General features: G+C 62.2%; 10 protein-coding genes. 5 read left to right on the forward strand and 5 right to left on the reverse strand.

Features of this window, described 5'->3' with window-relative positions:
- Positions 1 to 66: 66 nt before the first annotated feature.
- The 3 genes from ACFQ6Y_RS09620 to ACFQ6Y_RS09630 form a co-directional block, all read right to left on the reverse strand.
- Entirely contained in the window at positions 67 to 708 is a 642-nt protein-coding gene (locus ACFQ6Y_RS09620; RefSeq protein WP_378631479.1) for an LppP/LprE family lipoprotein, read from the reverse strand.
- A gap of 97 nt (positions 709 to 805) precedes the next feature.
- Positions 806 to 2,470: an amidohydrolase gene (locus tag ACFQ6Y_RS09625; RefSeq protein ID WP_378631481.1), complete on the reverse strand. Its 1,665-nt coding sequence runs from the start codon at positions 2,468 to 2,470 to the stop codon at positions 806 to 808.
- Positions 2,471 to 2,486: 16 nt separating this feature from the next.
- On the reverse strand, positions 2,487 to 3,737 hold the full coding sequence (locus ACFQ6Y_RS09630) for an MFS transporter (RefSeq protein ID WP_378631484.1): 1,251 nt from the start codon (positions 3,735 to 3,737) through the stop codon (positions 2,487 to 2,489).
- A gap of 216 nt (positions 3,738 to 3,953) precedes the next feature.
- Between ACFQ6Y_RS09630 and ACFQ6Y_RS09635 the strand changes: the two genes are divergently transcribed.
- Complete coding sequence (locus ACFQ6Y_RS09635; protein ID WP_378631486.1) at positions 3,954 to 4,583, forward strand: TMEM175 family protein; 630 nt, start codon at positions 3,954 to 3,956, stop codon at positions 4,581 to 4,583.
- 28 nt (positions 4,584 to 4,611) lie between these two features.
- On the opposite strand, the gene ACFQ6Y_RS09640 is transcribed toward ACFQ6Y_RS09635, so the two are convergent.
- Complete coding sequence (locus ACFQ6Y_RS09640; RefSeq protein WP_378631489.1) at positions 4,612 to 5,190, reverse strand: CGNR zinc finger domain-containing protein; 579 nt, start codon at positions 5,188 to 5,190, stop codon at positions 4,612 to 4,614.
- A gap of 108 nt (positions 5,191 to 5,298) precedes the next feature.
- Here ACFQ6Y_RS09640 and ACFQ6Y_RS09645 point away from each other — a divergent pair, with 108 nt between their 5' ends.
- The 4 genes from ACFQ6Y_RS09645 (at position 5,299) to ACFQ6Y_RS09660 (ending at position 10,481) form a co-directional block, all read left to right on the forward strand.
- A complete protein-coding gene (locus tag ACFQ6Y_RS09645; RefSeq protein WP_378631492.1) occupies positions 5,299 to 6,201 on the forward strand; it encodes an NAD(P)-dependent oxidoreductase in 903 nt (300 codons plus the stop codon).
- A 20-nt stretch (positions 6,202 to 6,221) separates the two neighbouring features.
- Complete coding sequence (locus tag ACFQ6Y_RS09650) at positions 6,222 to 7,415, forward strand: MFS transporter (RefSeq protein WP_378631495.1); 1,194 nt, start codon at positions 6,222 to 6,224, stop codon at positions 7,413 to 7,415.
- A gap of 12 nt (positions 7,416 to 7,427) precedes the next feature.
- A complete protein-coding gene (locus tag ACFQ6Y_RS09655; protein ID WP_378543081.1) occupies positions 7,428 to 7,943 on the forward strand; it encodes a hypothetical protein in 516 nt (171 codons plus the stop codon).
- Positions 7,944 to 8,057: 114 nt separating this feature from the next.
- A complete protein-coding gene (locus ACFQ6Y_RS09660) occupies positions 8,058 to 10,481 on the forward strand; it encodes an ATP-dependent Clp protease ATP-binding subunit (protein ID WP_378631498.1) in 2,424 nt (807 codons plus the stop codon).
- A 49-nt stretch (positions 10,482 to 10,530) separates the two neighbouring features.
- On the opposite strand, the gene ACFQ6Y_RS09665 is transcribed toward ACFQ6Y_RS09660, so the two are convergent.
- A complete protein-coding gene (locus tag ACFQ6Y_RS09665) occupies positions 10,531 to 12,423 on the reverse strand; it encodes an FAD/NAD(P)-binding protein (RefSeq protein ID WP_378631500.1) in 1,893 nt (630 codons plus the stop codon).
- Positions 12,424 to 12,499: the final 76 nt, after the last annotated feature.

The raw sequence follows: 12,499 nt of genomic DNA on the forward strand, positions 1-12,499 counted from the left end.
TGTGCCCCAGTAACCGTTGTTGCTGGGGCACAGTCGTGTTCGGAGCCGAATCGTACGTAGACAGGTTCAGGAGGGCGGGAACTGACCGTCGGCAACCACGGCGCTTCCGTTCCACGTGAAGTTCACGATGTTCGGTCCGCCTTGGGGGCAGCAGAATGCGTCGTCGTCCAGCAGCCATCGGTATTGGACGGATACCGAATCCTTGTTGCTGTCGATGACGTGTGTGTATGAATACGGCTTACTGGTAGCCGTGCCCAGGTAGGTTCCGTCGCGGAAGAACAGAACGTGTGTCTGATACGTAGCATCGCCGACGCCGTCGCCGTCGACCGAAATCCAGAGCAGGTCAGGGCAATTACCGACCTGCTCCTCGCTCGAGGATGTCGGTATCCAGTTACCTCCGTTGACGTCGGTACCCAGCGTGCTGATGGCATCGGTGACGAGCGGAGAGCCGACGTCGAGACAGGGACCCGAAGCGGGGATTGCTGTCATGGATGCGCTTGTGCGGGTGTCCGATTGTGGCGGGGGAGAACTCGCTACCGTCGTCTCGGATTCGCTTGCCGTCGAAGACGCCGCCGCCGAACTTGCTGTCGTTGAACTCGCCGCTTCAGGTGTTCCTTCGGTCGACCCGCAACCGGCGACCGTCAGGGCAGTGGCCGTCACCAGTGCAATGGCCGCGGCGACGACCGAAATCGGAGCTTTCCTGCGCATGCGTCCTCCAGAGAGTATGGGTTCACGTGTTCAAGTCCCTCCTTCGTTCTGTCGCCGGGATATGCGTTTGCGTTATCGAACAACTGGTAACGATCGGCTATCGGGGTTCGCTGTTCGCGGCTCCGGCGTTCGCAACTTCCGATGCGTCGTATCGCACGGATCCGGCAACCACGGTCATTGCGATCTCCGTGGTCAGGAGAGAATCGACCCCTTCGGTGAACGGATCTTGTTTCAGCACGACAAAATCGGCTGCTTTACCCCGAACCAGTTGGCCGGTCACATCTTCCCACCTGCACGAGTAGGCAGCGTCACGAGTTGCGTGGGCCAACGCATCTGCGAGGGGGAGGGCGTACTTCGGCAGATTGGGTGCCAGCGACGGATCGATTGCGGATCGGCGGGTGGTGGCGATGAACATGTTCGGCAGCGGCGGGTGAGGCGCCGTCGGAGCGTCCGAACCCAGCGCCAGAACCGCTCCGGCCTCGGTGAATTCAGGCCAGGGGTACGCGCGATTCACGCGATAGTCGCCGAGCATCGCCTGCCAGTTCTCCTGAATCGCAGGGTCAGCGTGAACCGGTTGCATCGAGGCGATGATGCCCAGGCGGGCAAGCCGTTCGACGTTGTCTCGCGTGATGGACTCCAAGTGTTCCATTCGGTGCCTGCGGGGAATGTCTCCGTTGGCGGCGATCGCGTACTCGAGTGCAGTCAATCCGATTTCCGACGCCTCGTCGCCGATCGCGTGCATGGCGATCTGCAGGCCGGCGGCGTCAGCTGCGGTCACGACCGGGATCAAGGACTCCAGATCCCAGATAGGCTCGGCATTGGTGCCGTTGGAGTAAGGTTCTTTCATTGCGGCAGTGCAGCTGTCGATCACTCCGTCGATGATGATCTTGATTCCGGCGATGCGGAGCCACGGCCCTTGGATGCGTTTGTGGAGTTCGGTGGCCTCGTGAACTTGCCGCACGTTGTCGGCCTCGTTGTCTTCGCGGGTCATCAGCCAGTGAGCCGCGACTCGTAGCGGGAGAGTGCCGTTCCCGGCGTCCAAAGCTCTTTCCAGCGCGGCCAATTCGTCCGCGCCGAGGGCCATGTCCACCGCACCGGTCACGCCGTCCTCGAGATAGTGGCGGAACGTGAGCGCGAGGGCGGCGTCCCGGTCCTCGTCCGAAGCGAGTTCCGCCAGTTTCGGCCAGACGTAGAGCATCATGGCCGTCTCGTACAGCATTCCGGTGGCTTCTCCGGTGTCCGGATCCCGGCCGATACGACCGCCGATCGGATCGGGAGTGTCCGCGTCGATGCCGAGTTCTCGCAGTGCTGCGGTGTTCACCCAGACCGAATGTACGTCGTTGGCGTCGAGGTACACCGGGCGATCGGGTACGACGGCGTCGATCATCTCTCGCGTGGGGTGCTCTCCGTTCAGCGCCGAGAACAACCAACTGCGACCCAACAGGCGCGGCGCGTCCGGGCTCGATTCCGCGAATTGCCGGATGCTGGACTGAATGTCGGCAAGATCGGTGGCATCGAGGAGATCGAGCTTCTGCAGCGCGAATCCCATCATGACCAAATGTGTATGGGCGTCGACAAAACCGGGGAGCACGACCGCACCTTCGAGGTCGACCACCTCGGCGTCGGGAGCCAGGATTTCGGCATAGACGGTCTCGCCCACGAACCTGAGTTGTTGGCCCTCGACGACTATCGATTCGGCCCACCCGTCCTCGGCGGCCGTGAAGATCTTTCCGTTGCGGTAGTGAGTGATGCTGTCATTCATGACTTCTACGTGATCCTTACGCGATGACGGTAGTAGTGATGGCGGCGCTGTGGTGACGATACGCACCCTCGGTACGTGCGGAGAGCCGCGATACCAAGGCGAACGGGACCAACAAGACGAAGCTGATCCCCGAGATGATGACTCCGAAGGTCGGATAGCCGAGGCTCGCAGTCACCGAAGTGCCGAACAACGGCGCAAACGCGGAACCGATGAGGTAGGTACCGAGCAGTGGGGCGGACCATCGGCCGGCGGCGTCGAGGGCCGCCGAGATGGCGACCAAGACGATGAACGTTGCCGCGTAGGTTGTGTTCCAGGCGATCACCAGGATGAGGTAGATCGTGGAATCGGTTGCGAGGCAAGCCGACAGCTTCAGAATTGCCCCGAGGATCAGGAGTGCCGAGATCGACACTGTCCGGCTGACGCGGGAACCCAGCGCGGTCAGGACAACTGCCGCGAGGACACCACCTGCCGTTGATGCGCTCAGCGCGAGCCCCATCTGTTGGTCCGAAAGTCCGGCGTGCTCCGAGCCCATGATGCCGAGTACTGCCCACAGTGAGTCCTCGCTGATCGCCCAGACGGCGAGCATCGCGAGGAAGGCGGTCCCGGCAAAAGTGAGTCGTTTCGCGCTGACCCCGGCGGGGAGAGTTGTGGTCGCCTTGGCGGACTTCGTCGTCTCCGGCGACTCTTTCACCGGGGATGACGGCAACCAGGTCACCGTCGCGGCGGTGGCAAGCGCCAGGACCGCGACGATGCCGAAGGCGTTGGTCATATGTGTGCCGAGGATGGGAATGAGAGCGAGGACCGCTGTGACGACGACCCGATTCACAAGTCCGCTGATGCTTGATACCCGGTCCGGGTTCGTGAGCGCTGCCAATGCCGCGCCACCGACGGATGCGGAGCCACCAGCGCCGACGCCGCCGATGATGATCGCCGCACACGCGATTGCCGTGGTCGGTGCGATGGCCGCGACGCCGAATGCAGCCGCCATCGCGATCAGACTGATGCGGCCGAGCAGGTGACGACGCGGACCCGATGCGATCCGCGTGGTGGCGAGGCAGGTGCCCGCGCAGACCAGCAGCGACGCGGTCAGGACGGCACCAGCGGCAGATTCGGTGACACCGAGGTCATCGACCATTGCCACGATCATCAATGGGATGAGGTTCGCGGTGATGAACCCCATGACGCCGATGCTGAAGACGGCAACACCGCGGTTGGTGGTGAGTGGAACCCGATCTGACTTCGTATTCGCAGAAGCGTTGTTTGGCACTAGGGCAACCCCAAGTCCTGAAGGGGGTGGCGGAACCGACCCCTGATGGCGTGATGCGAGTCACTTAATGAATGTGATTCGTTAAGTATGGGGACGGCCGAGGGCTCGGTCAAGAGGTATAACGAATTTGATTCGTTAATTATATGTTTCGGGATATCGACTCTCGCAAAGTGGCGTCACCGGTCTGTTTCTTGTTGCGAGGCTTATGCTTCCGCAATGGCTGAGATCGAGGAACGAACCCGCTACTTCGAGCGCTACGTCACTTTCATCGACGCGATAGTTGCCATCGCGATCACGCTGCTCGTCCTGCCGTTGGTCGAATTGACCAGCGACCACCACGGCACCACGTCCGAGTTGCTGCGCGAGCACGCGGCGCAATTCTGCTCCTTCGCCCTGAGCTTTCTGGTGATCTTCCGCCTGTGGTGGTCGCAGCATCGACTACTTCGCTTTGTGATCGACGGGGACAAGGTGGTCGTGCGCGGACTGGGGTTGTGGGTACTGACCATCGTGTTCTTGCCCTTCCCGACGGCGCTGGTTGCAGCGCCGTCCCAGGACCTGGGAACCAGGGCTCTCTACATCGGGACGATGGCCGCCAGCGCTGCGTGCCTGGCGGTGGTCGCGTGGGGTCTGGTCCGCAACCCGTCGTTGAGCGAAGAGAGTGCACAGCCGCATTTCACGGCCGAGATCGTCACCGTCCTGATAATGCTGGTGGCACTGCTCGTCAGCGTGCTTGTCCCGGTGACGTCGTACTTCCCGTTGCTTCTTCTCCTCTTGTCGACCCCGATCGAAAAGCTGTGGGATCGAGCGGCGGTGAAATCGAGAAGCGGTGAAATCGAGAAGCGGTGAAATCGAGAGGCGGCGAAGGTGAAATGAGCTAGTCGGCGCGCGCGGTCATCGCGGATTTCTTCGCCTTGTTTCCGCAGATGTTCATCGAGCACCAGCGTCGGTTGTTGCCGCGACTGGTATCGACGTAGAGGCCGGTGCACCCGTCGCCTTGGCATGCTTTGACGCGGTCGCGGTCGGGACCGCCCAGTACCGCGATCGCGTCGGCTGCCACGATCGACAGGGCGTCGCGGACCGGATTGTCTCCGGTCGATTTCCAGAGGGCTCGGCCGCCGTAAAGGGTGAGGTGGGCGCTGCCGAGTTCGGATGCGGTGTTGACGATCGCGACATCGGCGCGTGAAGCCTGGCGGTTCTCGCACACGGCGGTTCCAATGCGATGAATGGACTCACGTAAATCCTGCGCGTCGTGGAGGTCGTCTGTCGTTGCTCTTGCCGCGGTGTTCATCAGATCGTTGGCGCGCAACCATAATTCGAGCCGCTGCGGGCTCGTGAGTCGCTCGAACCTCGAGCCGTTTCGATTGGTGAGGGTGGCGGTGAAGCGGAACGCGAGCGTGTCGTTGTCGAGTCGAAAGACGTCCCGAGCGGATTCATCAGCTCCTGCTTCGTTCACTTTCGCCCTCCTTCGTGGTGAACCATCTCAACCGGTTCGACACCAACTGTACCTGTATGAGAGTGTTGAACCGTCTTAGATGGTTCAACACTTTCGAGAGGGAAATCCATGACTTCTGTTTCCGTGGTCGGTTTGGGCGCGATGGGTCGTCCCATCGCTCGAAATCTGATGGGCGCAGGGTTTGACGTGACGGTGTGGAATCGCAGCCCTGAAGCGGTAACCGAACTGGTCGAGGAAGGGGCGACCGGCGCGAAAACCGTTGCCGAGGCATTCGAGTCCGGTGTGGTGCTGTCGATGTTGGCGGATGATTCGGCCGTGTCTACGGCCATTCTGGATCCCGCCGTACTCGCATCCGTTCCGAGTGGAACCGTGCACGTCAACATGGCCACCGTCAGCGTCGATCTTGCCAAGCGCGCCGCCGCACTGCACGCCGAGCACGGCATCGGTTACATCGCGGCGCCGGTGTTCGGACGCGTTTCTGTTGCTCAGGCTGGTCAGTTGAACATCATCGCCGGTGGCGACAGTGCCCTTCTCGAACGAGTACAGCCGTTCTTCGACGTCATCGGGGCTCGCACCTGGCCACAAGGTGAGCGTCCGGAGCAGGCCAACATCGTCAAGATCATCGGCAACTACCTCATCCTCTCCGCGATTCAATCCTTGGGTGAGGCAATCACATTGGGGGAGAGGTCAGGTGTGGACGGAAGCCAACTCGTAGAACTGCTGACCTCCACGATCTTCCCGGGGCCGGTTTACTCCAGCTACGGAAACCTCGTCGCGACGCGTCAGTACGAGCCTGCGGGATTCACCACCGCTCTGGGCTTCAAGGATCTGAAGCTTGCGCTCGACGCCGCCGACAGCGTCAATCTGGATTTGCCGTTCGGTGGCGTACTTCGGGGCGTGCTCACTCAGGCTCTGGCGAACGGTCAGGGCGAGATGGACTGGGCGTCGATTGCAGAACTGGTCCGTTCCGGCCAGTCGGGCGAAGGCAGTCCCGAAACACCGACGAGGTGAGCGCGACTTCGGACGGGACTGTGACTTCGGACGGGACTGCGACTTCGGCACTGGCGGAGACCGATTCCGTCCGGACACTACCGCTTTCGGGGTTGTCGGCACTCGCAACGGCAGGTTTCATCGCGATCACAACCGAAACCATGCCGGCCGGACTACTGGTGCAGATCGGGTCAGGACTGTCCGTATCTGTCTCCGGCGCCGGGCAATTGGTCACTGCATACGCCTTGGGCTCTGTCGTCGGGGCTGTACCGCTGATCGCAGTGACGCGGGGATTGCGACGGCGCGCGGTCCTGGTGTCGGCGATTGTAGGGTTCGGTGTCTTCAATCTGGTGACAGCGCTGTCGTCGAATCTTGTTCTCACCTTGGGTGTTCGGTTCCTGGCGGGCATGGCGGCAGGTGTGGTGTGGGGATTGCTTGCCGGGTATGCACGTAGGATGGCGCCCCCTCACCTGCAGGGGCGGGCCGTTGCGGTTGCCTCAGTCGGACAGCCGATTGCGTTGGCAATCGGCGTTCCGATGGGGGCGTGGCTCGGGACCTTGGCCGATTGGCGCGTCGTCTTCGCCTTGATGTCGGGTTCTGCGCTACTTCTGGTGGTGTGGATACTCGCAGTGATGCCGGACTTTCCCGGGCAACAAGCGGATCGGCGGCTGTCGGTGCGGAAAGTCCTGGTCTTGCCGGGCGTACGACCGATTCTCCTTGTCGCGTTCTTGTGGATCCTCGCGCACAACATTGTGTACACGTATCTGGCGGCGTTCCTGGATCGCATCGATTTCGGCGATCGGTTGGGAATCGTCTTGTTCGTGTTCGGACTTTTCGCCTTCGTGGGCATCGGTGTGGTCGGGGTGCTCGTCGACCGGGCGCTTCGAAGCCTCACCGTGTTGAGCTTGGTGGTCTTTGCCGCAGCTTTGACGGCCTTGGGTGTCGGCGGCGCGAACTTCGCAGTGATCGCACTCAGCGTTGCAGTATGGGGTGTGGCATTCGGAGGCGCTCCCACTCTCCTTCAGACTGCGCTCGCGGAAACGACGGGTGACGCGGTGGACACTGCACAATCGGTTTTCGTGACGATCTTCAATTCGGCGATCGCAGCGGGTGGCGTCGTCGGCGGCCTGATCTTGGCGAACAGGGGTGCGGGAGCGTTGCCCTTGGTGGCGCTGGTGCTCATCGTGGTCGGTGTTCTTGTGGCCAGTATCCGACAAATCGGACATCGCTTGTGATTCACTTCACGCATGCGGAAGTCATTGTCGGTGGTTGCGCTGGTTGCTGCTTGGTTTGTCGCAGGGGCGATGCCTGCGGGGGCGGCGGATGCGAACTGGTCCGGTGATTACTCGCTCAAGCGCTTCGCCGCGACCAAGACGGGTACAAGTCTGGCCGCCGGCCAATGGGAGCCGGATTTCTCCGATACGTACACGTTCGAGACGGACTGCTCGGGCGGAGTGTGTGTTGCCACTGTGGTGGGCGGGCCGGCTCCCGCCAATCCGACTTTGCCGCAGCCGGCGCAATACACCTGGGACGGAACCAGTTGGGTGCACCCCTATGACTGGGAGTGGGATTGCTACCAGGGTGAGGGTGTACCCAAGGTGTGGGCGCCGGCACACTCGGACGCGTACTACACACCTCAGCCCGATGGCAGCCTGAAGGGTTCGTGGCGTACCGACATCAAGAGTGGTCCCTGCGAGGGGTCGGTGATCATGCACATCGAGGCGTACCCGGTCGGTCGATCTACCGGATCTTTCGGTAGTTGAGAACGATCTTCGGCCCGAGGGTGTTGAAACAAATCTGAGCCCGCGGGAATTGATCGAGCCCCATGCACGTTAATTGAGTCAGTAACGCTCAACTTTCTGCAAGGAGGCTTCGGAATGCCAGCATTCTTCGGGCCCGAGGGTCCCGGTCGCATCGATATTTCCCGGCTCATGAGCAGGGCCACCCAGCAACTCATGGCTGACGCTGCACGCGTAGCGGCTGCTCGCGGTGATTCGGATCTCGATGCACTGCACGTTCTCCGCGTCATGGCGGAGCAGGATCCGGTCCGCACGCTCATGCAGCGCGCCGGAGCCGACCCGAAATCCGTGGTCGACGCCGTCGACCTGCGACTACCACAAGGCCGTGAACAGGGTGCATACTCTGCTCCCGCGCTCAGCAGCGCCGTCAAAACTGCTCTACTCGAGGCACATCAACTGGCCCGAGCCCTGGGATCGACGTACATCGACCCCGAACATCTCTTCATCGCACTAGCCGGTGACCCCGATCACGTCCCGGGTCGCCTGCTCGCTTCCGCCGGTATCACGCCGGAGAAACTGCAGGCCGCTGTTCAGAATCCCGCGGCCGGTCCAGTGGAGGACGAGTCCACCACTCCGACGCTCGACAAGTACGGCGTCGATCTCACCGATCGTGCCCGCAACGGCGGCGTCGATCCGGTGATCGGACGCGCCGACGAGATCGAACAAACCATCGAAATCCTCTCCCGCCGTACCAAGAACAACCCGGTCCTGGTGGGTGAGGCCGGCGTCGGCAAGACTGCCATCGTCGAAGGGCTGGCCCAGCGCATCGTCGACGGGGACGTCCCGGAATCGTTGGTGGGCAAGAAGATCGTCCAGCTCGAACTGTCGAGCATGGTCTCGGGTACCCGCTACCGCGGTGACTTCGAGGAACGGCTCACCAAGGTGATCGACGAGATCACCGCACACAAGGACGAGCTGATCGTCTTCATCGACGAGATGCACACCATCGCCGGTGCAGGCGGCGGTGCCGAAGGCGCGATGGACGCCGGAAACATCCTCAAGCCCAAGCTCGCTCGCGGTGAACTGCACATCGTCGGCGCCACCACGCTCGACGAATACCGCAAGAACATCGAGAAGGATCCCGCACTCGAGCGGCGCTTCCAGCCCGTACAGGTCGGAGAGCCGTCGATCGAGGACGCGATCGCCATCTTGAGCGGACTGCGCAGTCGCTACGAAGATCACCACAAGGTGCACTACACCGACGAGGCGATCACCGCTGCGGTGGAATTGTCGGCACGGTACATCGGCGACAGGTTCTTGCCGGACAAGGCAATCGACCTGATCGACCAGGCCGGCGCCAGGCTCCGTTTGAGGACGGCCACCGTAGACACCGCTGCCCTGCAGCAGCGTCTCGAGCAGCTCGAGAGCGACAAGGAAAAAGCCGTCGCCGACGAGTTGTACGAGAAGGCGTCGACCCTTCGTGACGAGATCAACGGCGTCGCAAAGCGTCTCGAGAAGGCGGGATCCTCGGTTCCTTCGGAGGAAACTCCGGACGTGACCGCTCAGCAGATCGCCGAAGTTGTCGCTCGCGCCACGGGTATTCCGGCCAGCCAGATGACTCAGGCAGAGAAGGATCGCCTGCGCCGTCTGGAGGAGGAACTGCACGGTCGTGTCATCGGTCAAGATGATGCGGTTCGCGCCATCGCTCGTGCGGTGCGTCGTAGCCGGACAGGTATGAGCGATCCTGATCGCCCCGTCGGCAGCTTCCTGTTCCTCGGACCTACCGGTGTCGGTAAGACGGAGCTCGCAAAAGCTTTGGCTGCCACACTCTTCGGTGACGAGAACAAGATGTTGCGCTTCGACATGAGTGAGTTCGGGGAACGCCACACGGTCAGCCGATTGGTCGGTGCTCCTCCCGGATACGTCGGCTACGGCGAGGCAGGACAGCTCACGGAACAAGTGCGTCGTAACCCGTACTCGGTGATTCTGCTCGACGAGATCGAGAAGGCACACCCGGACGTGTTCAACACTTTGCTCCAGGTACTCGACGATGGGCGTCTGACCGATGGCCAGGGTCGCACGGTGGACTTCAAGAACACCGTCGTGATCATGACCAGCAACCTCGGCTCGGACATCATCTCGAGCAAGTCCGGTGGACTCGGCTTCACCACGGGTGATGCAGAGTCGGCGGAGAAGCCACTGCGCGACCGCGTGATGGCCAGGTTGCGCGAATCGATGCGGCCGGAGTTCCTCAACCGCATCGACGAGATCGTGATCTTCCGCAAGCTCGACACCGAGCAACTGCACCGGATCACTGATCTGTTGCTCGACGACAGCCGGAAGCGGTTGCAGTCCAGGGGCATCGAGATCGAGTTCACCGCCGACGCCGTGGACTGGATCGCCGAGCACGGGCACCAGCCCGAGTTCGGGGCTCGGCCGTTGCGCCGCTCGATCCAGCGAGTGGTCGACGACAAGATCGCCGACATGCTGCTCGACGATCTCCTCGAAGAGGGTGGCAGCATCACCGTCGCGGTTGACGAGGGTGAGTTGGTGTTCAGCTAGGGGCACAGCCCCCGTGAGCGGTTAGGGAGTCTCTGGGCTCCTTAACCGCTCACAGGCGCGCAGCGCCCAAAATCTCCGCCGCCAGAGCGTCGTTGTGCCGGAAGAACCCTGCATTGGTGCGCGGGCGAGGGAACGCCGCCGACCAGTTGTGTCCGGCAACCCACGGCCCGGCAGCAAAGCGACGGGGATGAGCAGTGTTGTCCTGATGAAGAATTCGCGACGTGCCGTCGACCGCGAGCTTCGCAGCACTGTCGGCGGTGGCACGTATTTCGACCGCCTCGCCCCGCCCGTGAAGTGTCCGCAGGAGCGAGTCACCGCTCGCGCTGATGGAAGCGACCGGCAAGCGTGCCTCGACGAGGGTGTTCGCGGCCACGATATCGGTGTGCGACGCACTGCGAGCGACAAAGACGCCAACTCCCGTTGCCGGGTCGATCTCGGTGGAGAACACCGAATCCGGCCCGAGGAACTGGACGATGCCGGCCTCGTTGAGGGCGACCAACTGTTCCAGACGCTCGGGCGGTGGACCACTGGCAATGAAGCTGAAGAACGAATGTAGCCAACCCTCGACGTCCTTGGCTACGGATTCGGCCGGGATTCTACCGCGCCGCAACAATTCTCCGACAGTCATGTACGTCGACAGCAGCGCTGAGAAGACAGCTGCGTCGGCGCTGAAATACGGGTCCGACCGGCGTGCGACGTCTGCCGAGATGTATTCGGTGATCCGAGATTGGACCTCGGCAAGTCCGTCGTAGCGCTCACCGCCGAGTGGGCGGTTGAGCCGTTCGAGATCGATACGGTCTTCCGGCTTCGGGACCGCGTTCTCGACCAGTTCCTGCAATCGAGGCGATCCCCAAGCCAGCGAGGCGAATTCGGCGTCGAACTCCTCCCAGGTGCCCACCGTCCGATCCGGGTGCGAGGCGAACAGTTCGTGATAGTGGGCGCCTGCCAGTTCTTTCGACGCGAGCGGCCAGATGTCGTTTCGGAAATCCAAAGGCCCGTCGCCGGGAACAAGATCAGCGGTGAAGAACCGCGGTAGCGGTGGCCGGGCGTCAGCGATCGAGTACGAGATCTTGGAGTGATACGGCACGCCGCGACGAGATCCGGCATACAACAATGGTTCCCGACCCGAGGGAGCGTAGGTGAGGGTGCCGTGGTCGCCGCGTTCGAAAACGCCGCCGCGGCTCTCGGCGAGTAGAACCATCCAGTCGATGAAAGCTAAACCGAGTCCGGCGATCAGTACCGGCTCGCCTGCTGGAATGACATCGGCGTCGAGGTCGGCGGTGTATCCCGGACCTACATAGGTCAACCCGTGCTCCGACGCGAAGCCGCTCAGTGAGGTTTCGCGCGGTGCAGCCAACGCATCCGGGTGCCCTTGTGCAAGAAGGACGGCCGTCGCCTCTATGACAACGCCGTCGTCCAGGTGAACATTCTGTACTTCGCCCACGTTCACGATGTCGAACACGGATCGTCGATGAACCTGAACATCGACGTGCGCTGGAGCAGAGTCGACCGCGGTCTGGAACACCCAGTTCAGGTATCGGCTTTGTAGTGACCTCGATGCAAACGACGACGGCGTGACGGTCGGCACTTCTGCCGCGATTTCAGGGAAGTGGGCAAGCTCTGCCGAGTTTTCGGCGACCCATTCCGCGAGCGTCGGACCCGGAAGTACCGGACCGGTCACTGCGGTGGTCTCGTCGGTGAACATGGTGACGTCTGCGGTTGTCGAATTCATCCACAGGAGCGGCGCCTGGCTGCCTCGCCAAATACGGCCGGCACCTGCCGGATACGGGTCGACAACATGAATGTCGATCGGTGTGGGATCGGCGTCCACCGATTCGTGAGCGAGGATCCGCTCGAGTACGCCGGTACCGCGGGGGCCACCGCCCACGATCACGATGACAGTTGCTGTCCCCACTGAGGTACGGGGTCGATCGCCGGGCACGAGTCCTCCATCGGACCTGGCAGAAAGCACCCGCACCTCAGCTGAGGGGGTTGCTGCGACGTCACGGAGCCAGGAC

This window comes from Rhodococcus sp. NPDC056516 (genome assembly GCF_042794655.1).
GTDB lineage: Bacteria > Actinomycetota > Actinomycetes > Mycobacteriales > Mycobacteriaceae > Rhodococcus_F.